Below are 24,478 nucleotides of genomic sequence, written 5' to 3'. Positions count from 1 at the left end.
TTTTTTGAGGGACATCAATGGCTCCGCATCATCGGATCGGTAATTGTTATTCTGGGCTGGGAACAGAGGAGGCCCCGGCATGAGGTCCGAGCTTCACGCCGGGGCCAAGAGCGACGGCACTAGCAGTTTTTCATGTCGGCGCCGCACGCCCAGCCGGCTCCGCCGAGCACGATGGCGAGCTGTGCGGCAAGCCACGTGAAAAAGCGAGCATATTTGCTTCCGAAAAGATCGGATATTTTCTGCGCTATCGTGTTGAGGCCATTAACTATCGCTTGGCCGAATTTCTTTCCGGCGGCCGATTTTATGAATGCCGCCCCGGCACTACCTCCTACAAGGCCATTTACCAGCCCTCCGACGGCTTTATCCCTGAACTTGCTCCAGCTGAATGGCTCGCCGGTGATGTATGTTTCGGCTAAGTAGTCGACCGCTGCCCCAATCCCGCCAGCGACGACAGCGCAGAGGACCGCGCCAACTCCAGCAGTGAATGCTGCGCAGACCGCCCCGAAAACTGATGACACGATGGCGGCGATGCCACCCTTGATAAGCTCACACCAGAACCCGCACTCTTTCTTACCTTTCTTGCCGTCTAGGTCATAGCAGTTGATGGGGTCTGCGGAGCAGTACTCGTACTTGTTGGCGCTGCCGCCGAGGACAGGGTCAACTTGCAGGAACCTGCCAATGACGGGGTTGTACAGGCGGGCACCCATCAGCACTAAGCCAGCGAGGGAGTCGACGGATCGCTGCTGTTCGCCGATCCATCCGTAGCGCTCTGGATTGCTGGCATTTTCGATACGGGGGACGCCATACTCGGTCTGTTCGAAGTATGACGCGATCCCCGTTGCGCTAGCGCTGTTGTCGCAGATGGCTACGATATCACCGTGGAGATTGGTCAGCTGTAGAGAGCTTGATCCATTGCTCTTCTGGACAGCTGCCAGGCCGGTGAAGGTAACGATGTTCCGTGTCCACGTTCCACCTGGTTCTGCTATCCATGATGGGCTGTCGCTCGTTCCCGCGTAATGGTTAACCATTGTCTGCGGTGAACTGCCGCCTGTCTTGGTCATGCTGCGGATACGGCCTACAGGATCAAGCGTGAAGGCCCTTTCTTGGCCACTTTGGGTGAGAGATGCGACCATGTCATTGGCGTAATATTCGATCTGCAGATCGTTTCCGCCACCGATATGCGCCCCTGGGACGTTCAGCGTACGTCCCAGATTGTCGTAGACATAGCCGTTGCTTGTGATCCGATCAGCTGCGTCATAACTGTAGGATTCAGTAGTCGCATTGGTCGACGTGCTGCAGCCTCCAGAGGCGTCAGCTCCATAGGTGGAGAGACTCGTCCGATTCGTGTTCTGGTCGAATCCATACTCTCTGGTCACACATTTGCCAGCGTACGTGTCGGCGACCGTGGTCAACCGACCGGCAGCATCATAAGTGTAGCGCTGGCTGCTGCCGCCCGGTCCGTTGTTGGCCACTGTAAGACCTTCGAGATTCGGCTTACGTGAGTATTGCAGCCATGGGGTGTTGTTCTTCGCGTAGGCAAGCCCGACCTGCTTGCCTGCATTGTCGTACTTGTAGGTTGCCGAGAGTCCGTTGGGATATGTCTGCACGCTGAGTCGTCCCCCAGCGTCATACGCTGCTGCGAAGGCACCGACTCCGCTGGCCTCGATCTTGGTAGGCAGTCCACGCCGTTCACTGCGCCCGGCGGCATCCGTGCCGTTGTAGGTGTAGGTCGTCAATCCCTTGCCGTCGTTCACGGTGGCTATCTGGCCATCCACCGTATACGTCGTTGTGGACGTGTTGTTGTCCGCATCCGTGACGGAGGCGATGCGCCCAAAGGTGTCATACCGCTGTTCGACGGTTACACCACCCGCACTGGCATGCGTTTGCAGTCCAGTGTTCGGGTCGTAGGAGTATGACACCTCCGGGACTACATGCCCGCCTTCGCTTTCAGGAGTAACCGTCAGTGTCCCGCCCTTGGGCCGTCCAGCACTATCGAACTTTATGGTCGATGTGCGAACGACTGATCCGGACGTGTCTGTTAAGGTGGCCTGCTGACCCATGTAGGCGTAAGTGATCACAGTAGTGGGAAGAGGCTTGCCTGCCGGCTGGGCTGCAGGGCCCGTACGACATTTCAATCCGGCCCACCACGGCTTGCTCCCGCATTCGGAGGCGGACGGATGAGGTCCCGCCGTGTAGTGGCTGAAAATCGTTGTGCCCGCATCTGCGCCAGCAGATTTCGGCATCCGTCGCTCGATCTCCCTGCCTGCCGGGTCATAGCGAACCCGCGTGGTGATGTCCTGCTGGCCCGGCATCACCGTGGTTACAGACGTGGGTAGCCGTAAATCCCATCCGGAGGTGTCCCCCGACCGCACCGGGTCGTAGCCGGTTTTCGTCGTACGGATGTCGGCCGGGCCAGGCACAGCCACGGCATCCAAAACGACAGGTTCGGTCTTCGACGAGGTCACAAGATGGTAGACCCTGTCGTTGGTTGGCTTGCCTTCGTCATAGGCCACCGTTGTGCGCGGGCGGGCCGATACTTGCGTACCGTCGGCAAGCATGACCTGACGTGCCTGGTCCTCCCCGGCTATGAGATCGCTATCGTCGTTGTAGACCCTGGTGCGAGCAAGCAGGTTCGCCCGCTCGGCTGAATCGGAACGGCCGGCCACATAGGGATCGGTGCTGGCTGTTGGCGCAAGCGCTTGGGCCAGATTATCTGATGAGAGTTCCCATACCGCGTTGCCCTTGTCGTCATGACGTACTGCCGACAGCTGCCATGTACCGGAACCGAACGAGGCACCGTTAACTGCTCGGCCGTTGACATCCATATAGGCGAGTTTTGCGTATTCCCAGTCGGCAGCCCCGGGTCTGTAAGCACCATCCGAGCTCCGCGCGGGAAGGTGCGAGGCGGGGAACAACGCCGTACCAATCGCAGGGAGGTCCGTCGCCTGACCCCACTTGGCGGCCTGTGCCTGGGTCAGGTCGATCGGGGCGCCCGTGCCACCAATCGGGACGTCGTAGGCGAATGCCTGGGTCGGGTCGACATCACCTCCCTCGCGCTGAACGTGTGCCAGGCGGCCGCGGCTGTCGTACTCCATGCGCCAGGGTGCCAGGCCGGGCGAGGCGATTTGGGAGATTCGGCCATCACTCGTGTAGTAGTAGTCAGTGGCCAGGTTGGTGCGCGGGTCGGTGGCCCGTCGTAGGTGTCCTGTCGAGTCGTACAGGTAGGAGGCCAGCACTGTCGTCTTCATGGCGTTCGCTTCTGGGTCGAACGCTGTGAACGACACGGTCTTGACCTGGTCCTTGAAATCGCCCCAGCCGGAGGCGACACCTGTGGCGGTGGTGGTGGAAGCGTAGGACAGTTCGAGAACGCGACATCCGGGCTTGAGGGTGTCACAGGTCACGCCCTCGGCGGTGGGCGCCAGGACACGGGTGATGCGCCCTTGGATATCTCGGAAGTACAGGACGGTCGATTCCGCTGCCGGCCCTTGCGCCCGAGCGACGACCCACCGACCGTTGAGACGGGTATAGGTGGTCTTGCTCCCGTCTGCCTCGGTGACCGTAAGCTGCTCCTCCGCGAGGTTTACTCCGACGCGCGAGCCGTCGGCGGCATCGCCCACTCCGTAGAAGGTCTCACCTTTGCGCAGATAGGTCAGGGTTGAGCCATCGGGTCCGGTCAACGTGAGGGTGTCCTGTGACCCGTCGCCTTGCGGCTCGAAGTCGGCTATGGCCGAGGGTGCGGAGGGAAAGCCAGCCCTCCAGTCCGGACCGAAAATGTTCCATTCGGTCACTTGCCCCGGTATGTGAAGGGGGTCAGTGGAGTCGGTCACCAGGCTGGTGTGCGTGCGGGACACCGCGATACCGAAGAGGCTCGCGTCGGTACTGGTAATCGAGTAGTCCCCCGTTTGCAGCGCCACCTTGCCGGGTCCGATTTCAGCGGTGGCTTGAGAGGGGTTGAAGGCCGACTGCTGAACGGTGATGGTTGCCGGCTTGGTGCAGGCCTCGGTCTGCCCTGTGCCGCCGAAGCAGGCGCGGATTTGCCAGCCGCCTTCGATAGACCGTCTCCCGGTGGCCTGGACGGTCTTGAGGACGTCCCAGGTCAGGTTGGCGAAGTTCTTGCTGGTGTCGGTCCTGGTCTGCGGCCAACTGCCGATCGAGGCCGAGGAGCCGGCCGGCGTGACGTCGGTGGCTGGGATGGGCTTGAAGCTGCCGAGGTCCAGGTACTCGTAGCGGACGCTAGTGCGGGTGCTGGGGGCGGTGCTGGACAGCGTCACCTGCCGTTGGACGATCGCGGCCGGTTTGGGGCTGACGAAGCCGCCGGGGCCGATGCCGAAGCTGTAGGCCGCCACCGTCGAGGTGTTGTGCGCGTTGTCGCGGGTCTTCACATACAGCGTGTGCCAGCCATCGTCCACGGCCGGCATGGCCAGTTCCTGAGCGTCATTGACCTCAGAGTCAAACTTCGAGAGTTGAACGAGATTGAAGGACCCCGGATCGTCGACGCTCCACAGATAGGCGTTGTTGCCCTTGAGCCCGGCGATCCAGCAACGCTTGGCCTGCTGCTCGTCACCGAGCCGTGGATACCAGGTGTCACGCTGCACATCGCAAGAGATCGTGGGCGGTGCCGGAGCGGTGGTGTCGATCGCCATCTTTTGCCAGGCAGACCATGCCGAATAGCTCACGCCGTCGAAGGCACGCGCTCGCCAGCGCAGCTTCTGTCCGTCCGCCAGCTTCCCGGCCGGTACGACGACTTTCGCATCCGTTCCTGACGCGACATTCTCCACGCTGCCGGACCAGACCAGTCCGCTGCCCTGGTTGGCGTCAGGGTCGCGTTCGACCTCGTACTCGGCGCGGACCAAGCCACCGTCCGGATCTTGTACCTCGGCGAGCAGCATCGGCGTGGCGGTGTTGGTGTAGACGGCGCTGTCGAGCCCGGTGGACACCGGAGCGGTTCGCAACCGGCCGGTCGACGGCGTCGATCCGAAGGTAATGATCATCTTGGGCGCGATGCCGCCGGATGCCGCATCCTCTGAGGTATCGAAATGACGCTCGTACTGGTTCCGGAAAGGCGTGGCGTCCTCAGTGGCCAGCCGCAGCATGATGCCGTACGACCCTGCACCTGCGGCCCACGCACGGGTGATAGCGGTGACGTTCCAGGTCCATGTCCCGGAGGGAATGGTCCCGGAGCCTGTACAGGTGCCCGGCTCCCGTGCGGCCTGTTCGCCTTCTGATGTGGCGGTAACCCCCCAGCCCGGATTGCGTTCACTCCAGTCGCTCGTGATGCGCTGCGCCTTGACGGTCTGGCCGGACACACATCCCCATGCCCACTTGCTTTCCAGCTCAAGACGTGCGTCCGTCACCACCTGGCCCGTCACCGACCTGGTGTCAAACTTGAGCAGTCCGCGAGTGAACGTCCGGGTGTCGGGGTTGATTTGGTCCATGGTGCCGACGCCGAGGCTTTGGTTGTAGCCGTTGCTGGAGAAGATCGTCATGTCGGCGAGGAGCGGCAGCGTAGTGGTGGGATCTACCGTCACGGGGTAGCTGGTTTCGGGATCGGCTAGGAACGCCAGGTCCGGTCGGAGGACGAGCGCCTGGTGGCCTCCATCGGTGACGACCTCAGTGTCCACGACCCGTTCGGCTACTGTCTTTTTGGTCTGCGCAGACATTTGCCCTTGTTCAGGCCGACCCCGCGTGTCGTACATGACAGGCTGCGGAGCCGAGGCGACGATCTTGCCCTTACCATCGGTGAGCTTGAGCCCGCCCTGTTTCGTTTCGGCGAGCTCGAGTCCTTTGGTCCGGATGGGAATCTTGTACTCGACAGGTCCGGTAGGTCGTTGCCGAAGGACGATGTCGTGCCGGAATCCCGCGGGAAGGGCGGTCAGGACAAGGTCGGCTCCGGGACCTGCCGCGTCGGGGTAGGTGGCCTTGTTGCCCTCGACCTTCGGCTGGGGGAGCTTGTTGGGCCAGGTGAGCGTATAGGACTGCTTGTCGGAGCGTTCCAGGACGGCTAGCGGCTTGTCGCCGCCGCCAGCGGAGAACTCCACGTCGGCAAAACCGGACTTGGGTTTGAGCACGCCGTCCTGAGCGACGAGGGTGGTATCGATCGGATTCCAGCGGTCGCCTTGCTTGACCCGAACAGGGCCACTGGCCGTTTCCAGGGTGATGGTGCCGTCGGGGTTTACGTAGGTGAGCGTCGACTCGGTGGTCTCGTCCGTAACCAGGATTCGCCTGCCTTGCAGGCGCGCGGTCAGGGCCGCGGAGACGCGGTCGGGTCGTTCGGTCACGGGCTGCGGCTTGGCCGACGGACCCGGTGTAGGAGCCGCCGTCCGCGGGGAATCTGCCTGGGCAGGTGCTGACGTGCCTGCCACAAGAAATGATGCTGTAACCGTCAGCGCCGTTGCCAGCGCCAGCCGATGAGACTGTCGGCTATGCCTCACCGTTCTGCCTAACTGATTCACTAGCACCTCAATCCATGGAGGGGCCCCGAAGCGTCACGCGAGAGGTAAACGCCGCAGGCCATGAAGGGTCGGTGGCAGGATGCGGCCTGACACTCTTGATCTTGACCTCGGCAACTCTCGATCTTGTCGTGCTGATCTGATATCCAAGATTCGAGCTGCGGAATACGGGGGCATACCGCGGCGGCATCCGCACGACCTTCACCATCGAAATCAGCTTGTGCGTTTCCAGGAGGGCATGTGGAGTATCGAGTCCTGGGTCCGGTGGATCTGTGGCGCGACGGACGATCGGTCCCGATCGTCGGACTGAAACAGCGGACACTGCTGGCGGCAATGGTGCTGAAGGGGAATCAGGTCATGTCTCACGACCGGCTGATGGCCGCGCTGTGGGGAACGGAGATTCCAGCCTCGGGACGGAAATTACTGCACAACCATTTATGGTCGCTGCGGCGCCTGCTGAGCACGCCCGCTCACTTATCGGGCACGCCGGCGGGATACCGGCTCTCGATTCCGCCAGGCGGTTCCGACCTCGACGTCTTCACCGCCGCGACGCGCGCGGCACGTACATCCCTGGCCGCGGGTGACGCTCTCCAGGCGGCCGGCCAATTCCGCGAGGCACTGGCCTTGTGGCGTGGGCCCGCGCTGGCGGGCACTCGTGATGAGCTCATGCTCACGGAGGGCGCCGCGCTTGAAGAACTGCGCATCGCGGCTCTCGCCGACCGAATCGAAGCCGATCTTTCCTTGGGGTACCACGCGGATCTGATCAGCGAGTTGCGGCATCTCGTGACGGAATACCCCCTTCAAGAGCACTTACGCGGCCAGCTGATGACCGCCCTCCACCGCTCAGGCCGTACGGCAGAGGCTCTTGAGGAATACCGGATTGGGCGTCACTGCCTGCGCCAGGAACTCGGCTTGGAGCCGGGCCGTTACCTGAGCGCGCTGCACCAGGAGATTCTTTCCGCCGCCCCTGTAGAGAAGCCTGTCCGCCCCAGTTTGACGGACTCACCATCTGGTTCGACGAACTCACCATCTGTGACGCCTCGCCAGCTACCGGCCGACATCGTCCGTTTCACCGGGCGCGAGGACAGTCTCCGCGAGCTGGATCTACTCCTGTCCATCGAGGCCACCGCGGTGAGCATCACCGTCATCACAGGCGCGCCGGGAATCGGCAAGACTGCGCTCGCAACACGCTGGGGTCATAGGCGCATGTCCCAGTTCCCGGATGGCCAGCTCTACATCGACTTGCATGGCTACTCGCCAGGCGAGCCGGTGACAGGCATGCGGGCACTGCACCAGCTCCTGTACGGGCTTGGGGTCGCCCAGGACGCGATACCTCACGGGATGGGCGAACGAGAGACGTTGTACCGATCGCTGCTGGCTGACCGGCGCCTTCTCGTGGTGCTCGACAACGCTGCCAAGGCTGACCAGGTCCGCCCTTTGCTGCCTGGCTCCTCTCGTTGCAAGGTGATCATCACCAGCCGAGACTCGCTGCGCGGGCTCGCCGCCACCCACGACGTACGGGCTGTGGCCCTTGATGTGCTGTCGCCCGAAGAGGCGGTGGCATTGCTCACCGCGATCCTGGACTGCCAGCGGGTCGCCCAGGAGCGAGGCGCCGTGGAGTCGCTGGCCCGCCTATGTGGCTATCTCCCTCTTGCTCTCCGCCTGGCCGCAGCGCATCTGGCAAGTCAGCCGAATCTGCCCGTTGGCGACCTCGTCGCTCGATTTCTTGGCGACAATCGGCTGACCGCGTTGGACGTGGAAGGCGACCCCCGCGTCGGGGTCCGGGGCGCCTTCGAGGTGTCGTACCAAGGGCTCGCGGAACGGCAGCAGCAGACATTTCGGATGATGGGTCTGCACCCCGGCCCGGACATCGGCCTCGATGAGATCGTCGTCATGACAGGCGAGCCCCAGGGAGACGTCGGCTCAGCGGTCGACGCGCTAGCCAGCGCCCATCTCGTCTATCGCAACAGCGGCGGACGCTATGTGCTGCATGATCTCGTCTGGCTCTTCGCGCGCGAGCTCAGTTTTGCTCACGAAAGTGTGCAGTTCCGGTATACGGCCTTGTCCCGACTGTTCGACTGGCTTCTGCACGCCGCCAAGGCGGCGATGGACCAGATCTACAGTACGAGCACGATCGACATCGGCCTCAAATCCGAGCGACCCGTTCATGAACTGCCGGTGTTCGAGAGGTTCGACGCGGCCGCCGCCTGGCTAGACCTCCGATATCCCATGCTCATGTCCACGATCGAGTACGCCAGACGGCATGGCTGGAACGCCCACGTCTGGCAGCTCGCCCAAATCCTGGACTACTTCTTCTACCTCAGGAACAGGATCGACGACTGGCTCGCCACCCTGGGACTGGCGCTGGAGGCGGCACGGGAGTCACAGGACCACAACGCCGAAGGACAGACCCTGAACGCTCTGGGCATGGCCAATCTCATGGCCGGGCACCTGCGGGAATGCATCGACTATCAGCAGCAGGCCTTGGACCTGAGCCGAGAAATCGGGGATCCCGCGGGCGAGGCGTACGCGCTGAACCGGATTGGTTACAGCCGCCTCTGGATAGGCGAGTTCCGCCAAGCGATAGCCGACAGCAATCGGGCGATCGACCTGTACCGACAGTCGCACAACGAGCAGGGGGAGATCTCAGGGACGGTCACCTTGGCGATCGCCTATCTCCGCATGGGACGGCCCGCGGACGCCCTGTCCGGCTTACGCAGGTGCCTGGACTTCGACCGCGCGAGCGGCAACCTCAGCGACGAAGGCTACACGCTCACCCTGCTCGGAGACGTCTATGACAGCTTGGGCGACTTGGCCATGGCCCTGGATCACTACGAGCGTGCTGTTCGGCTGAACCAAGAGATCGGCCAATGCAGGTTCGAGGCGAGCGCACTCAGCGGCATCGGCCGTATTGACCGCAAGCAAGGCCGTCTCGCCGACGCGGTGGAGAGGCATCTGCGGGCGCTTGCTCTCATCAGGGAGGGCGGCGACAGGACCACCGAATGCGAGATCTTGCTCGACCTGGGCCACGACCACTTGGCGGCCGAGAATGCTCAGGAGGCATTAACGAACTATCAACTCGCCCTGGCCATAGCCGCCGACATCACCGACCGCTTCCTGCAGGGCCTCGCGCACAGCGCCATCGGCGAGGCTTACAACGCGCTTGGCCGGGGAGAGCAGGCCGAGGCTCGCTTCCGGGAAGCACTGAGCATTCTCGCCCCCATGGGCGTGCCGCAAGCGGAAGACATCGCCAAACGATTGCGCTGACGTCCACGCCTGTACGCCTGGCTCGGCGCGCAGGCGGGAGCGGACCTTGAGGTTGGGACGGTAAGCCAGCTTGTTTGCCGACCAACGTGTAAAGGTGATCGTGCCGCTGAGGGTGAGCTGGGGTTCAAGCTGCTGCCGCGGATGAAGAACATCGCCCGGCAGAAGCTGGTGAAGGCCGACGCCGCCGACCAGGTCCCGTCCTGCCTGAGCGGCATGGTGGCCGACAAGAGCATCGACTGGGAGATCATCGCTCAGCAGTATGACCAGATGGTGAAATACGCCACCGCCCTGCGGCTGGGCACGGCCGAGGCCGAGCAGGTGCTGCGCCGCTTCACCCGCGGCGGCCCCGAACACCCCGCCTACAAGGCCATCGAGGAACGCGGCAGGGCGGTCAAGAGCGTGTTCGGCGCCGAGTACGTCGCCGCCCTGGAGTTGCGCCGCGAGATCCACGAGGGCCTGCAGGTCGGGGAGAACTGGAACTCCGCCAACACCGACCTGTTCTACGGCAGCGCCGGCACCATCCCCGGCAGCGACAAGGAACATCAGGAGGTCTCCATGCTCAGCCTTCCCCTGCTGCAGTCCGCGCTGGTCTTCATCAACACCCTGCTGGTCCAGTCCGTCCTCAAGGACCCCGCCTGGAGAAGAAGATGACCGACGCCGACAAACGAGGACTCTCGCCACTGTTCTGATCCAACGCCAACCTCTACGGCACCATCGACCTCGACCTGGTTGCCTGACCCTTCCCGTCGATCACGCTGATGACCGAGGCAGGACGCCCTGGCCGGGTGGCAGGTCGGCCAGAGCGGTTCGCGCGGCCGCCTGGCTCACCCCATGAGCCCGTGCCAGGGCCGCGATCGAGGTGCCCTCGTGGAAGGCCGTCCGCATGTCCTCGCGCCGGTCACCGTCCAGCGCGGGCGGCCGGCCGCGATAGCGTCCTTCGGCTTCGGCCGCGGCGACCCCTCCAGAGGTGAGCTCGTTCTGCAGATCGCGCTGGAACTGCCCGACTGCAGTGATCACGTTGATGAGCAGCGCGGTGGTCGCGTCGTTGGCGGCCAGGTCGTGGAAGTTCGACAGCGGGCCGGACAGGACGCGCAGGAAGACGCCGCGAGCCTGGCACCAGTCGCGTACGGCGTGGATGTCGACCAGGTCGCGGCACAGCCGGAACAGTTCCGGCACCGTCAGGACGTCGCCGGGTGCGAGGCCTCGGCGACCTTGGCGAACGCGGGACGCTCCAGCGCCGGGATCTTCGACGTAGTGGCCGGGTCCTCGAACAGAAGCACGCCTCCGGCCGGGTGGAACCCCTCCGCGACGCCTTCGGTCCGGACCAGTAGCCCGGCTTCGGTGAGAATGTGCCGCTGCCGGAGTAGCGACTTGGGTGGCCGTGGACGAACGGGAGTAGACGATGCGCACCGAAGGCTCCCTCCGAAGGGGATAGCCCTCTTCTAGCTGTCGGGAAACCTTCGTTTGCCGACAGGCGGGGCGTCGGCAGAGCGAGCATGTGGGCCTATGGCTGCCTCTGCCGCCCGTGGGTCCGGAGTGGCGGGTGGTCACCCCGCCAGGTGCTTGCCGAAGAACTCGGCGAGCTTGGCGACGGCGGGGGTGACGTATTCGTCCTTGTCGTACAGGTCGATATGGGTGGCACCGTCGATGACGACCAGTTCCTTGGGCTCGGCCGCCTGCGCGATCGCGTCCCGGCTGAAGTAGGCGCTCTCCGCCTCCGAACCGGCGATCATCAGCAGGGGGCGGGGCGAGATCAGCTCGATCATCGCGTACGAGTCGTACTGGGCGAGCTGGTCGACGCTGCGCAGCACCCATCCCTGGACCGCACGAGGGTGGTAACCGCGCGGGGTGCAGTAGAACTCGAACGTCTCGCGGAACTGCCGGGTAGCGGTCTCCAGCAGCTCCTCGGCGTTGTCGGGAATCCATGCCACCAGCTTCGGGGCCGCGCCGCGTGCCTCGGCGGTGCGCGCCGCACCGGCCTGGTCGAGCAGGGCCTTGAGGATCGCCGGGTCCTGGGTGCGGCCCAGTCCTTCGCGGATCACCGAGCCCATGTCCACGGCGCTGACCGTGGCCACGCCTTTGATGCGGTGGTCGGTCTGTGCGGCGTAGGGGACGTAACCGCCGGAGGCGCAGATGCCCAGGGCTCCGATACGGTCCGGGTCGATGTCGTCATGTGTGGTCAGGTAGGTCACGGCGGACTTGATGTCCTCGGCGCGCTGGAAGGGGTTCTCCATGCCGCGCGGCTCGCCCTCGCTCTCGCCCTGGTAGGCGGCGTCGAAGACGAGCGCGGCGAATCCAGCGCGGGCCAGGCGCTCGGCGTAAATGCTCGGGCTCTGCTCCTTCACGCCGCCTCCCGGGTGGGAGATGACAATGGCCGGCAGCCGACCGTCGATGTGGTCGTCGGGCGTGAAGAGAATCCCGGCGAGGGCGAGATCGTTGCTGGGGAAGGTGACGCTGGTCTTCACGGTCTGTGTCTCCTGGTGCAGGTGGGGAGGTGCTGTGACCTCGACGGCGCGGATTCCTCCGGCGGGGCCGTCGTCTTCGGGGCGGTCCGTCCGCCGGCCACGTCATCGACACTCGCACCCGGAACGCGGGCGGGTAAGAGGCTTCTTTTGTCCCCGGACACTGCGGTCCTGGGACAGGGCAGGCCCACTGTCACTGGACCGGCGGGCTGTAACACTTGTACCTATGAGCAGCAGCAACACCCGCGACAGCGAACTGGGCGCCTTCCTGAAGGCTCGGCGCACAGAGCTGAGCCCGGCCGAAGTGGGGCTGCCTGACTCGGCCGGCAGGCGCAGGGTCAAGGGCCTGCGCCGCGAGGAGGTGGCCTTGCTGGCGTCGATCAGCCCCGACTACTACACGCGCCTGGAGCAGGGCCGCCGCCAGGCCTCCGAATCAGTGCTGGACACCCTCGCGCGTGTCCTCCGGCTTGATGACAGTGAGCGTGCCTACATGTTCGAACTGTCCGGTCGAGACGCCGCCCGGCCGCGTCGGCGCACCACGCAGAAGGTCCAGCCGCAGCTGCAGCGCCTCCTGGAGGATCTCTCCACCACGCCGGCCGTCGTCCTGGGCCGCCGCACGGACATCCTCGCCTGGAACGCCATGGCGGCCGCCCTGTTCACCGACTTCGCGCGGATCCCGGAGAAGAAACGCAACTTCGTACGGCTGGTCTTCTGTGACCCGGCCATCAGAGCGCTGTACCCGGACTGGGAGTGGGTAGCGCAGATGACCCTGGCGCAGCTGCGCATGGAGGCCGCCCGCGATCCGAAAGATCCGCGACTGGCCGAACTGGTGGGCGAGCTGTCGCTTCAGGACCCCGACTTCCGGCGCTGGTGGGGCGCCCACCGTGTCGCCACCCAGGGATCGGGCACGAAAACGCTGAACCATCCCGTTGTCGGCCCGCTCACCCTCGACTGGTCCTTCCTCACCTCCACCGACGACCCCGACCAGCAGCTCATCACCCTGACCGCCGAGCGCGGCACACCCAGCCACGACCGTCTGCGCATCCTCGCCTCATGGGCCGCGCAAGCCGCCGACCACCCGATTGCGGACCGTTAGAGGCTCGCCTGGTCCCGGGGCCGGCAGGCTGTTCAGCCCGGCTTCGTCCCGCCGACCCTCGGTAGGACGCATTCCGCCACCGTCAGACCACGCCGGTCGGAGGGGGTGAGGACGTCCGTCCACTCCGGTTCGCCGAGGATGTCCTGAAGCATCGACACCGCCACCTCCGAGAGCCGGGCGATGTTCGGGATGCTGCCGGTCCTGGCCGAGTTGCAGCGTGAGCTGATCGTGGCGAACACGATGGACGGGCTGGCCTCCGCACGGGCCCGCGGCCGGGTCGGCGGCCGCCGGCCGAAGCTGTCGACCGATCAGGCAGCGCCGGCGCAGGACCTGTACGACGCTCGGGTCAAGACGGTCCAGCAGATCGCCGACCTGTTCAAGGTGCCGCGCTCGCCGGTGTATGGGCGCCTCGACAGAAACACCACAGTACCCAGGCAGCCCAAGACGAAGGCGGCCGAGAGCGCATCGCCGTAGGGCTGCAGCTGGATCATGGCGGGTTCGGGGTCACCAGGGGATGACGCCGTCGTCCTCGAAGAACGAACCGGTCGGGCCGCCGTCGGGAAGCGTGGCGAGCCGGATCGCGATGGCTGCGCCCTGCTCGGGGGTGCGGGGTCCGTGGAAGCCGGTGAAGTCGGTCGCGACCAGGCCCGGGCAGGCGGCGTTGATCAGGATGTTCGTACCGGCGAACTGCCGGGCGTACTGCACGGTGATGGCGTTGAGGAACGACTTCGACGGCGCGTAGGCCGCCATGATGGGGCCGATCTCGATGTCCGGGTCCGCCTGCCGGGTCAGGGAGGCGACGCTGCTGGAGACGTTGACGATGCGCGGCGACGTGGAGCGCCGCAGCAGCGGCAGCATCGCATTGGTCACCCGGATGACACCGAGGACGTTGGTCTCCACGACCGTGCGGACCACGTCGAGGTCGAGCGTGGTCGGGTCCTGCACCCACCCCGGGCCGGACTCTCCCGAGATCCCGGCGTTGTTGACCAGGACGTCCAGGCGCCCGGCCTGCCGTTCGATCAGTTCCGCGGCATCGGTGACACTGTGGTCGCTGGTCACCTCCAGCGGCACCCCGAACGCGTGCACCCCGGCGGCGCGCAGCTTCTCCACGGCGGTCTCGAGCCGGGCCTCGTCCCGGGCTCCCACGCCCACGCGGTATCCGAGGGTGCCCAGTCCGGCCGCGATCTCGTACCCGATGCCCTTGTTCGCGCCGGTCACCAGCGCGATCTTCGTTTCGCTCACGCCATTGATGCTCGCGCGCGGACGAGCGGCGCATCCAACACCGATACGATGCCCTGTCATACCCGGTAGGTATCACCGAGCTATGCTGTGGCGATGGACAGCTTGGAGACCCGCGAGCTGAGGTACTTCGTGGCCGTCGCCGAGGAACTGCACTTCGGCCACGCCGCCGAGCGCCTCGGCATCGCCCAGCCACCGCTGTCCCGGGCGATCCAGCAGCTCGAACGGCGCCTCGGCGTCTCGCTACTGGACCGCAACCGTCGCGGCGTCTCGCTGACCGGCGCCGGAGAGGTACTGCTGCACGAAGGTCGCGCCGCCCTGCACGCGACCACCGCCGCCGCACGCCGCACCCGTCGCGCCGGTGGCGCCGATCATCCAGGTGGCGCCCGCGATCGCCTGGTACTGGCAGTCAAGGCCGCCGCGTCTCAAGAACTGCTGCGGAAGCTTCTCGACGCCTACGCGGCCCAGCCCGACGCCGCCGAGATCGAATTGCTGCCATGCGGTATCGGCGAACAGGAAATACTGCTGCGCGACGGCCGCGCCGACGTGGCACTCATGCAGACGCCGTTCAACTCCCTCGCCGGGTTCGACAGCGAGGAACTACTGACCGAGGGACGGATCGCCGTCCTGCCCGCCGGGCACCCTCTCGCCACGCGCAAGACCTTGTCCCTGGCCGACGTCACCGACGTCCCTGATCTCCCGCTCGCCCGCTGGCCCCGCAACGGCGCCTACCCTCCCGGCCCCGGCCCCGAGATCCGCGACCAGACCCAACTGGCCCAGCTGATCGCCCTCGGACGCACCGCGGCCATCTGCCCCGACTCCTCCCGCGCCTGGCTATGGGCCGAACACACCGCCGTCCCCCTCACCGACGCACCCCCCGTCATCACCCACATCGCCTGGCCCCCACACAGCCGCTCCCGCACCCTCGCCCAGCTGATCCGCACGGCCACCCAGCTATAGCCCCGGGAGCAGACCAGCAACTTCAAGGCCGCGATCGAGCGGGGCATAGACACCCCAGGCCACCGAAGGACCGCGCCATGCTCGACGGCCTGGCCGAGCACCACCGCGAGCCAATCATCGCCAACTCCACGGACCAACCAGGCGATCTGCGCCAGGTCGGTGGATCAGATCGACATGTACGTGGTCCCGGTCCTGTTCGGCGATGGGATCCGGTTCTTCGGTGATCACAAGGTCCCCACCACCATGCTGGAGAACCCGCGCATCGTGCAAAGCGACCGGGTCACCCACTTCAGCTATGACCTACGCGCACTGTGATCATCATCACGTCCACACCTGATCGACTGCACTGCTGGCAGCCTCAAACAAGCACCCATGGCGAGGAAACAGCAACCCCGGCGAAAGGGGTGGATGATCGTCAGATGCCCGTGGCTCAGGCGGCGTGCCGAACAGCGTCTGCTCGACTGCCGACCCTCACGAGAGCCTGGCCACCAGCACCGCCCAGCTGGCACCGGACGGAGCCTTGACCGTCAGCGTGCGTGGTTTCGGTTTCGAGACCGGGTAATTGTCGAGCGTGAACGTGGTGTAGCCCGCGGCACACTGCCGCAGCGTCTGGAAGCCCTCACTGATCGCGATTGCTAGCTTTCCCTGAGAACCGGCACAATCCACAGCGATCTTGTACGAGTTTCCCACCTTCAACTCGCCGGCCCATTCATCCTCGCCGCCGTCGGCGACGTGATGCAAAAGAACCTTTCCCTTCACCTTCTTCCGCAAGTCAACCAACGGCCGCGCCGATGGAGGGCTTGCCGACGGGGAAGGCGCGGGAACCTGAGCGGACGGGTCCGCGGATAACCGTTCAGAGCAGGGGAGCCGCGGAGCGGGTGTCCGGAAGGCCCGGGTGGTGTCAGGGCGCTGGTGGAGACCGGAGTTCGCGTCGCTGGGCATGGCGATGCCGACGCCGGGCTGGGCGCTGCGACAAGGCGATCTGAAATGTGCGTTATGGGGCGGGCGATGGCCTGTTCCGGCCCGTGTGTGGCGTGCGGTCGATGTGCTCTGCTGGGATCTCGGGGATGTCGGCGAAGGAGCCGTGGGCGAGCCACCCGGGCGGGGCTGAGGTAGGCCAGGTCCTGGCGAAACTAGGACTTCGGGGTCGGATGATCAGTCAACACGACGGAAGGCCGCGCGGTAGTCCCTTGGGCGTCGTCCGGTGTGTTTGGCGAAGAGGGCAGCGAACGTGCTGGGATCCCTGTACCCGACTGCGGCGGAGATGCCGGCGACGGTTCGGTTCGTGGTCTCAAGGAGGTGGCGGGCGCGGCGGACACGCGATGACTGCAGGTACTCCAGCGGGCTCTGGCCGGTCTCGTGCGCGAAGCGCCGCAGCAGCGTCCGAGTGCTGACCTTGAACGTGTCCGACAACGCGGCGAGGTCGTATCGCGCGGCAAGGTTCTGGTCGAGTCGTCGCATGACCTTGTGGGAGAACTCGTTTCCGGGCTGCGGAAGAAGTCGCGCGTCCACGTATGGAGTCTGCGACGATCGCGCATCGTCGACGAGCGCCACCCGCGCGGTTGTCCGTGCCACGCCGGCGCCGCTGTGTCGGCGGATCAGATCCAGCGCGAAGTCGTACATGGCACTGAAGGCCGCCGTCGTCGTCACCCCCGTGTCGGTGACGACCAGGCACTCGGGTCGGACGTCAGCGTCCGGACAGCGTCGAGCCAGTTCGTCCGCGAGGAGCCAGGCTGTCGTAGCCCGGCGTCGGTTGAGGAGTCCAGCCTCGGCGAGCAGGAACGCACCGACACAGATCGAGACGACGGCGGTGCCCCCAGCCGCGTGTGAGCGGATCGCCGCAATTTCAGCGGCGAGGGGTGCGAGCTTCGCGTCCACGTCCAGGCCCGGCAGGAGCTCGAACCCTGGCACGACAAGGACATCCACCTCGCGCAGCGGAGAGACGTCCAATGCCGCACCACCCGATGCGGCGACCCGGCGACGAGGCGAAACGATCGAGACCTCGTATCCGGAGCCGTCCGGTCCGGCAACGTGCGTGGCCATCGTCAGGAGATCGGGTACGCCGAACACCTCGGACGCGAAGCAGCCTGGATAGGCCAGGACTCCAACCCGCAGCGTGCTCACGCTCGCCTCCTCACCACCGGCCTACGGCGAGATTACCCCGATACATGGCGATCTGGCCTCTCACCGGGTGCGGGGGCATTGGTCCACGCTGTCGCCATGAGCGCTGCCAGCGGACGACTTGACGACATGATCACGGACTTCTCCCGCCGACTCGTGGACGTGGAGGGGGTGGTGAAGACGGTGTACGCCTCGGGTTCCGGGCCGGCCGTCGTGTTGATGCCGGAGATGCCCGGCATCAGTCCTGACGTCCTTCGGCTGGCGCGGTGGCTGCGGGATGCGGGCTTCACCGTCTATGCCCCCTCACTCTTCGGGATCGACGGTGCCTACCCCACGGTCGAGGGTGGTACGGAGGTCGTCCGCCGCGCGTGTGTCAGTGCCGAGTTCCGTGCGTTCGCCGGGGGCGGGACCAGTCCCGTCACGGCATGGCTACGTGGGCTCGCGCGCCAAGCCCATGCCGAATGCGGCGGTCCGGGAGTCGGCGCGATCGGACTGTGCTTCACCGGCAACTTCGCTCTCACCATGGCGCTTGAGCCGGCTGTCATCGCGCCGGTGGTCAACCACCCGTCGCTGCCGCTGGACGACCCTGCCGGACTCGAGATCAGCGACGAGGACGCACACGCGGTCCGAGACCGCATCACGCGCGACGGGCTGAAGGTTCTCGCCTACCGCTTCGACGACGACCGCTGGTGCACCGGCCAGCGCTTCGCCGCCTACCAGGCACTCCTCGGCGACGCCTTCGACGGTCGTGTTCTTTCGGGCGGTTCCGCGAACACCAGCCCGCCACCGTTCTTCGCCGACGTGGTCGGGACCCCCCACAGCGTTGTCACCGCCCACCTCGTCGATGAGGAAGGACATCCCACGCTGAAGGCCAGGGACGAGATCGTCGCCTTCCTGACCGACCGCTTGAGCCCGTTCGGACATTCCGAGACGGCATCCGGGGTGCCAAGGTGATCGCTCACTGCTTGAGTGAGGCCGGGGCATATGCGCGGGGCATGTGCGCTCTTGGGCGTGACCAGGTCGCAGCGCCGCCACATCCTCCGGACGGCCGTGTTGCGAAGGCGTTCAACTCGTCATGGCCATGCGGGGGCGCGGTGGCCGTACAGAACACAGGGCCAGCGGGCGGCCCGTCTGCTTCGGGGTCGCCACTGCGCACGCTGAGGTGAAAGAGGCGTTCCCGGACCTCGTTGGCAAGCGTTCGTCCCTGGCTAACCGGATCGTGGTGGAGGGACGCGCCGTGGATGATCGGCAGGTCCGGGGTGGTGAACAGGCGGCGGTGTGGTGAGTTCTCCACGCCCTGGACGGCGCTGTCGAGCAGCTTGGCCAGGTGGGGCCAGTCCAGTTCCAGCTCGCCGCGGGCGTTGCGGCGGCGGGGCAGACCGCGGTCCTCGGCACGCAGCCGGTCCAGCAGCGCGACGATATCGGGATACAAGCCACCGTGTGGGCCCTTGGCTCGGCGATGGGCGTAGCGGGCCTCCAGGTTCCGGGCGCGCTTGCGGGTCCCGACGAAGGGCCGGACCTCGTTGACGGCGGCGATGATGTCGCCGGAGAAGTCTTCGGCGAACCGCAAGTCCCAGGTCAGTTGACGGATTCCGCCTTCGGCATGTTGAGCGCCATCGGTTCGTAGCAGTGGCCCGCGACAAGTCGTTGTCGGCGGCGGCCGCTGTGCGTCATCCAGCTCCCAGCGACGATTCCCGGCGATGGAGGCTTTGTGGCGAGTCTTGCTCCACGTCGGTGTCCGCCCGCTCGCTGGGGCGGTGGTCGAGGCCGGCCTCTCCGCGCAGCACGCCTCCCCCCACCGCTCGTGTCCGGGCCATCGGACTTGTGGCTGCGGTGTAAGACTGCACCGCTTTCGGCCATTACCTGATGAAGGAGTCGTTGAAGGAGAGCCTGTGTGCTGAATGACGAACAGTTTGGCGCGATGTTCGACGTCTCCCGTCCGCGGGTGTACGCGTACGCGGTGAGCAGATGTGGTCTCCAACTCGCCGAGGATGTGGTCAGCGAGACCTTCATGGTCGCCTGGCGGCGCCGGGACGAGTTGCCGGCCAAGGACGTGCTGCCATGGCTGCTGGGCGTCGCACACAACGTGACGCGCGAGCTCTACCGGAGCGAGCTTCGCCGGGCCGCGTTGGACGAGGCGTTGCGCGTCTGGGCCGAGGAGGCCGATCCGGACGTCGCTGACGAGGTGGCCGAGCGAGCCGCTGTGCTGCGCGCGCTGGCCACGCTGAGCGACGCGGACAAGGAGGTCCTGACGCTGATCGCATGGCACGGTCTGACCTCGGCCCAGGCAGCCAAGGTGGTGGGCAGTACGCGATCTGCCTTTTTCGTCCGGCTACATCGGGCCCGGCGGCGACTGGAGGCCGCCATGAATGACGTGATGACGACTTCCCGGCAGCAGGCTCTCATCTCTGAGGAGGAGTGATGAAGCGAAGGAATGTACTGGACGTCCTGGCTGCCGCCCGCCCTGCCGATCTCGGCGGGCCGGGAAAGCCCGTGATCGCCGAGCCCCCGCACCGGGAGATGCGGCGGGGCCGGTGGATCGGGGCCGTAGCCGCGTCGCTGGCCACGGCGGTAATCATCGGTGTGACGGCGCTTCCCCGGCTGATCGAAGGCGATGTGTCCACGGGGCACACGCTCGGCAGCCCTGCTGCCGGCCTGCTGGACACAGCGGCGGAGCGGGCGGCCGCGCAACAGGACGCCTCCGGCCGCTACTGGCGGGTGGAAGGTTATGTCCTGGGCGAGGAGATCATCGGTTCACGGGAGCGGCCGTACCGGATCAAAACCCGAGCCCAGTCGAGTCGGTGGGTTCCTCGTGATCCGGCGGAGGCACTGGTGCTGGCCGAGCGCGGCATGCCGAGCGTGCCGGCCTCGGCGGTGGACGAGGATGCTTGGCGGCGGGCCGGTGCGCCCGAACTCTGCGGCAACGACACCGACTGCGAGAACGACACGGCACCGCTCGGCCGCACGCGGTACATGTTCATGCCAAGCAACTGGCCGTTCGGCGAGGAAGGTCTCACGCTCCCGGTGAACGAGTTGCTCACCCTGCCTCAGGAGCCGGGCGCGCTGAAGGAACAGCTGCTGTCGTTCTGGCCCGCCTACAGCAAGAGCATGGCGAACTGGCCGTCACCGCCCGCGGGAGCCGCGCTGCCCAGGAAGGACTCCTGGCTCCTGGGTCTGTCTTTGGACCTGCTGCAGTACGGGCCCCTCTCGGCGGGCACCCGCGCCGCCCTCTACCGGATGGTCGCGGACCTGCCAGGCACCCGCGCCCTGGGTCGAGTCCGCGATGCGGAAGGCCGTTGGGGGCTCGCCGTCGGATGGACGGACGTGCTGGCGGACGGGCAGACCGAGCGGCGGCTCATCGTGAACGAGACCGACGGCGACCTGCTCTCGATCCAGCACGTCATCGTCAAGCCGTGGACCTACGACCCGCCGGGCATTACCGGACTCACCGGCCTGCCGACAGGCACTGTCTATGAAGAGCTCGTCTACCACAGGCCAGGCTGGACGGATACTCCTCCCCAGCTCCCCAAGGCATGCCGCAGTCTCCCGCCCGTTGAGGGCAAGGAGTGCGTCGAGTGATTGCGTGAGACAGGCCGTCAAGGGGTGGCCCAGCCACTGTCACCGGCCGCTCTCGGTGATTCCGCCGCCGAGCCGGCACAGCGTGCCGGCCGGCGACCTCGCACGGCTACCATGGCGGAACCGCAGGGGGCTCATCGGGCTAGTAACCGGTGTATCGACGACATCGAAACGCGGAAGGCCACGTGTGAGCACACCCGACGTCATTCCTGAAGAGTGGGATGAAGCGTTACTGAGGCGCCGGTCGCTTGACGACCCTGCCTGCTTCGACGACCTCTTTCGCCGGCATGCACCGCCGATCCACCGCTACGCCGCTCGGCGGCTGGGCAGTCACCTCGCCGACGATATCGTCGCCGCCACCTTCCACCAGGCGCTCAAGCACCGCCACAGCTACGACCCTGCCCGCGGGGACACGTTGTCGTGGCTGTGGACTATCGCCACCAACCTGATACGCCGTCACCACCGTTCAGAGGCGCGGCTTTATCGCGCGCTCGCTCGTACGGGCGTCGACCCCGTCATCGAGGGCCACGCCGACCGCGTCGTCGACCAGGTCACTGCGGCGACTGTGACTCCACGCCTGGCCAAAGCCCTGGCGGGACTGCGCAAGGTAGATCGCGATCTGCTGTTGCTGGTCGCCTGGGGCGAACTGACGTACCAGCAGGTCGCCGACGTGCTGGTCATCCCCGTGGGTACCGTCCGCTCGCGACTGAACAGAACCCGCGCCAAACTGCGCAAAGCTCTGGGAGAGGTGTCCAATGGATGAGATGAAGCTGCTCCGGCAGATGCGGGCCGAGATACCTACGCCCGATCCTGACGCTCTGGCAGCGGCTGTGGGCTGGCGATCGGAGCGCCCCGCAGAGCCGCGCCGCTCCAACCGCCGGCGCTCATCCTTGCTCACTCCAAACCTGGGCCGGGGGCTGATCGTCGGCGCCGCATTGACCGCAGTGCTGGCAGCGGTTCTAGCGATCGGCCCGAGCATCGTGCCCGGTAGGTCGGGCAGCGCGACCTCCTACGCCAACTCCGCCATCGAGATCGAGAAGCAGAACGGCTACTGGGTGGCCAAGATCAAGGACCCTCTCGCCGACCATGAGCGCTATGCCGAGGGGTTCAGAGCGGTGGGCCTGGACGTGCGGCTGAGCCTCGTTCCGGCGTCCCCGGCAGATGTCGGGCGTTTGGTCTGGCTCGAAACGGACATGACGGAGACCAGCCCGCCGCAGCGAGGTGGTGGAACACCAACACCTCGCGTCCACATGGACATGTCAGCGGGTAACGAGCCGTCCGGTTGCCAGATCGGGCAGGGCGACTGCCGCCTTACCGTACGCATCTCCGAAGATTTCCACAGGGCTGTGTCGGGTGAGTTGGGCCGGCCCGCGCAGCAGGGAGAGCCCTACCGACACCCAACTTTCGCTACAGACCCCGGTGAGGCACTCCAAGGCGTCGATGCGCACGAGCGGCCTGTAGCTGAGGTCCTCGACGAGGTCAAGAAGCGAGATCTTCAGGTCGTGTACGAAAGGGTGACCTCCCACGACGAGGGACCGTCCAACTACGTCACACAGCAGCGCTACAACCTGACATTCGCGCCCGTCGATGCCAGCGAGGTCGGGCCGAACTGGGTCGTCTGGGAAGCGCGGTCGATTCAAGACGGCGTGATTCAACTGCAGGTCTCGCCCGAAAAGCTCAAGCCGCTGCCGTAATCGACAAGCCGGTGACGGGTGGTACTCCACCCATCACCGGCCCATCTGCGATCTTGTCGTTTCAGGAAGTTTCCGGATGCATGCGAGAAGGCCACCCGCGGTGAAAGCGGATGGCCTTCTGGAGGCAGGAGCTCAGCTGTAGGAGTAGGACTGCGCGCTGCAGCCGGTGATGTAGGGCCCGGGGTAAACCTGCTGGGTGGAGCAGCCCCAGGTGGCGTTCAGAGTCGTGGCCCAGGAGGGGATGCTGATCGCCGGTCCGTTGGTCCAGCCGACCTGGTCCCACTGGTGACCGCCGCTGCAGATGGCCGACACGCTCACCGCGGCACTGCCGGCGGGCAGGCTGATCGTGAACGACCACGAGTGGTTCGCCGGGTTCGCGACCATCGAGCTGTTGGGCACAGCCACGCTGTATGAAGGAGGCGCGGAGCCGACCGCGACGTACGAGGCGTACCAGTCCCGGGTGTCGCCGGAGTAGTTGACGTTGAGGCAGTCCACTGTGCCGTTGAGCGTCAGGGCTGAGGCGGTGGCGGGCTGCTGCATGGTCACGACCATCGCGGCGGTGGTGGCCAGCATCGCGCCGACCGCCAGTGCCTGGCGGATCAGGTTGCCAGCAATCATGGGGTCCCCTTCTTCGCGCCGTTGACTGTGGATTTCACCGGAGTGCCGGCCCGCCAGCCGCGAGGGCCGCGCCGCCCCGATCGGGGTGAGGCGGACGCGCAGGCCAGGTCCGAGGACCGGCGGTCATCATCCTCCGCGGCCGCCTCGCAGCGCGGTGACCGCGGACAAGTATGGACAGCCGGCGCCGTAAAGCATGATCGGCATCGGTCGTTGCGGACGATATACGTCGGTGAGGCTGATCGAGTGTCGGACTCAGATGGAGCTCAGGTGCAGGTGATGGCGATCGGCGTGGTGGCGACACGCTGGGAGAAGTCGGGCGCTCCGCCGTCGAGGTTGGCGAATCCGTAGCCCATGACGTGGTAGTTGCCGGGCACGCACGACACCATGTTGATCTTATAGGCGTAGGCCACGTTGTTCTGGTAGGTCTCGGCGTATCCCAGATAGGTACCGTCCCGGTATAAGGAGAGGTATCCGCCGATGAACGAAACTCTCTGGTTGCAGTTGACCTCGACATAGGCGTAAACGGAGGTCGTGTACAACTGGATCGGGTTGCTGATGGTGATAGCGCAACTGAGGGCCGCGGCGCTCACGCTGGACGCGGTCGCCGCCTGAGCGGGGGACGCGCCGAGCGCCAGGGCCGCCGCCGCGCCTAATGCGAGGGCGCGCATTCCATGAAGGGATTTCAAGTAGCCGTCTCTCCCTACCGCCGGTGGCAATCCGGAGTGCGCGGGCCACGCGCCCGAGAATGCCGCAGGAAATGTCTTCTCGAGGGGAGGATCACACAATGGTCATGGACCGGACAGGCCCATATGGAGCACCGCTCTCCGAAACAAGCGGTGAATCGCGGTTTCCGCACAGCCCGTAAAGGGGCGGCGGCCTCGCCCCGCTAATCAACAGGCTGGTCGCAGGACATGTGACGCCGTGCCATATGGCGTAGCACCCGCGTCATCACAGTCGTCCGCGCGACGGTGTTAGTGAAACTTTCAACACGAGGAC

The 24,478-nt window shown here is 65.7% G+C and carries 20 protein-coding genes; 11 read left to right on the top strand and 9 right to left on the bottom strand.

The features are described from left to right. Positions 1–119: 119 nt before the first annotated feature. Positions 120–6,278: a DNRLRE domain-containing protein gene (locus ACFKCF_RS22550; RefSeq protein ID WP_394496352.1), complete on the bottom strand. Its 6,159-nt coding sequence runs from the start codon at positions 6,276–6,278 to the stop codon at positions 120–122. Positions 6,279–6,689: 411 nt separating this feature from the next. Between ACFKCF_RS22550 and ACFKCF_RS22545 the strand changes: the two genes are divergently transcribed. Together ACFKCF_RS22545 and ACFKCF_RS22540 are read left to right on the top strand one after the other, a co-directional pair. Further along, entirely contained in the window at positions 6,690–9,716 is a 3,027-nt protein-coding gene (locus ACFKCF_RS22545; protein WP_394496351.1) for a BTAD domain-containing putative transcriptional regulator, read from the top strand. Between the two features lie 9 nt (positions 9,717–9,725). Continuing rightward, the gene (locus tag ACFKCF_RS22540) at positions 9,726–10,367 is read left to right on the top strand and encodes a Tn3 family transposase (protein ID WP_394496457.1); all 642 of its coding nucleotides are present in this window, start codon (positions 9,726–9,728) and stop codon (positions 10,365–10,367) included. Positions 10,368–10,466: 99 nt separating this feature from the next. Here the strand turns inward: ACFKCF_RS22540 and ACFKCF_RS22535 are convergent, their stop codons facing one another. Then, on the bottom strand, positions 10,467–10,892 hold the full coding sequence (locus ACFKCF_RS22535) for a recombinase family protein (RefSeq protein WP_394496349.1): 426 nt from the start codon (positions 10,890–10,892) through the stop codon (positions 10,467–10,469). Between the two features lie 371 nt (positions 10,893–11,263). Further along, positions 11,264–12,181 carry an alpha/beta hydrolase gene (locus tag ACFKCF_RS22530; protein WP_394496348.1) on the bottom strand — a complete coding sequence of 306 codons (918 nt, stop codon included), beginning with the start codon at positions 12,179–12,181 and terminating at the stop codon, positions 11,264–11,266. A gap of 223 nt (positions 12,182–12,404) precedes the next feature. On the opposite strand from ACFKCF_RS22530, the gene ACFKCF_RS22525 reads away from it, so the two are divergent. Then, a complete protein-coding gene (locus ACFKCF_RS22525) occupies positions 12,405–13,274 on the top strand; it encodes a helix-turn-helix domain-containing protein (protein WP_394496347.1) in 870 nt (289 codons plus the stop codon). Positions 13,275–13,463: 189 nt separating this feature from the next. Further along, positions 13,464–13,748, top strand: a complete 285-nt coding sequence (locus ACFKCF_RS22520) for a hypothetical protein (RefSeq protein ID WP_394496345.1) — start codon at positions 13,464–13,466, stop codon at positions 13,746–13,748. Positions 13,749–13,778: 30 nt separating this feature from the next. On the opposite strand, the gene ACFKCF_RS22515 is transcribed toward ACFKCF_RS22520, so the two are convergent. Continuing rightward, positions 13,779–14,516: an SDR family oxidoreductase gene (locus tag ACFKCF_RS22515; protein WP_394496344.1), complete on the bottom strand. Its 738-nt coding sequence runs from the start codon at positions 14,514–14,516 to the stop codon at positions 13,779–13,781. Positions 14,517–14,609: 93 nt separating this feature from the next. Here ACFKCF_RS22515 and ACFKCF_RS22510 point away from each other — a divergent pair, with 93 nt between their 5' ends. Together ACFKCF_RS22510 and ACFKCF_RS22505 are read left to right on the top strand one after the other, a co-directional pair. Continuing rightward, on the top strand, positions 14,610–15,473 hold the full coding sequence (locus ACFKCF_RS22510) for a LysR family transcriptional regulator (protein ID WP_394496342.1): 864 nt from the start codon (positions 14,610–14,612) through the stop codon (positions 15,471–15,473). Between the two features lie 159 nt (positions 15,474–15,632). Beyond that, the gene (locus ACFKCF_RS22505) at positions 15,633–15,788 is read left to right on the top strand and encodes a hypothetical protein (protein WP_394496341.1); all 156 of its coding nucleotides are present in this window, start codon (positions 15,633–15,635) and stop codon (positions 15,786–15,788) included. A gap of 156 nt (positions 15,789–15,944) precedes the next feature. On the opposite strand, the gene ACFKCF_RS22500 is transcribed toward ACFKCF_RS22505, so the two are convergent. Then, positions 15,945–16,232, bottom strand: coding sequence for a hypothetical protein (locus ACFKCF_RS22500; protein ID WP_394496340.1), 288 nt, complete (start codon positions 16,230–16,232; stop codon positions 15,945–15,947). 396 nt (positions 16,233–16,628) lie between these two features. Beyond that, entirely contained in the window at positions 16,629–17,597 is a 969-nt protein-coding gene (locus ACFKCF_RS22495; protein WP_394496338.1) for a GlxA family transcriptional regulator, read from the bottom strand. 96 nt (positions 17,598–17,693) lie between these two features. On the opposite strand from ACFKCF_RS22495, the gene ACFKCF_RS22490 reads away from it, so the two are divergent. Then, a complete protein-coding gene (locus ACFKCF_RS22490; RefSeq protein ID WP_394496336.1) occupies positions 17,694–18,548 on the top strand; it encodes a dienelactone hydrolase family protein in 855 nt (284 codons plus the stop codon). A gap of 4 nt (positions 18,549–18,552) precedes the next feature. On the opposite strand, the gene ACFKCF_RS22485 is transcribed toward ACFKCF_RS22490, so the two are convergent. Continuing rightward, a complete protein-coding gene (locus ACFKCF_RS22485) occupies positions 18,553–19,164 on the bottom strand; it encodes a hypothetical protein (protein WP_394496335.1) in 612 nt (203 codons plus the stop codon). 324 nt (positions 19,165–19,488) lie between these two features. Between ACFKCF_RS22485 and ACFKCF_RS22480 the strand changes: the two genes are divergently transcribed. From ACFKCF_RS22480 to ACFKCF_RS22465, 4 genes are all read left to right on the top strand, one after another. Continuing rightward, a complete protein-coding gene (locus tag ACFKCF_RS22480; protein WP_394496333.1) occupies positions 19,489–20,016 on the top strand; it encodes an RNA polymerase sigma factor in 528 nt (175 codons plus the stop codon). Next, positions 20,016–21,173 (top strand): CU044_5270 family protein, encoded by a 1,158-nt coding sequence (locus ACFKCF_RS22475; RefSeq protein ID WP_394496332.1) that lies wholly within the window; start codon positions 20,016–20,018, stop codon positions 21,171–21,173. The genes ACFKCF_RS22480 and ACFKCF_RS22475 overlap by 1 nt, the downstream gene beginning before the upstream one ends. Before the next feature lie 184 nt (positions 21,174–21,357). After that, positions 21,358–21,933 carry an RNA polymerase sigma factor gene (locus tag ACFKCF_RS22470; protein ID WP_394496330.1) on the top strand — a complete coding sequence of 192 codons (576 nt, stop codon included), beginning with the start codon at positions 21,358–21,360 and terminating at the stop codon, positions 21,931–21,933. Beyond that, positions 21,926–22,864 carry a hypothetical protein gene (locus ACFKCF_RS22465; protein ID WP_394496329.1) on the top strand — a complete coding sequence of 313 codons (939 nt, stop codon included), beginning with the start codon at positions 21,926–21,928 and terminating at the stop codon, positions 22,862–22,864. Before ACFKCF_RS22470 ends, ACFKCF_RS22465 begins: the two co-directional genes overlap by 8 nt. 132 nt (positions 22,865–22,996) lie before the next feature. Here ACFKCF_RS22465 and ACFKCF_RS22460 read toward each other — a convergent pair whose 3' ends face one another. Next, the gene (locus ACFKCF_RS22460; RefSeq protein WP_394496327.1) at positions 22,997–23,482 is read right to left on the bottom strand and encodes a hypothetical protein; all 486 of its coding nucleotides are present in this window, start codon (positions 23,480–23,482) and stop codon (positions 22,997–22,999) included. Positions 23,483–23,745: 263 nt separating this feature from the next. Then, positions 23,746–24,150, bottom strand: a complete 405-nt coding sequence (locus ACFKCF_RS22455) for a hypothetical protein (RefSeq protein WP_394496325.1) — start codon at positions 24,148–24,150, stop codon at positions 23,746–23,748. Positions 24,151–24,478 lie beyond the last annotated feature (328 nt).

The sequence above is a fragment of the Nonomuraea sp. JJY05 genome (genome assembly GCF_043496855.1).
In the GTDB taxonomy this organism is placed as follows: domain Bacteria; phylum Actinomycetota; class Actinomycetes; order Streptosporangiales; family Streptosporangiaceae; genus Nonomuraea.
The sequence above is the reverse complement of the archived record's forward strand: the minus strand, read 5'-3'. Positions and strand labels throughout refer to the sequence as shown.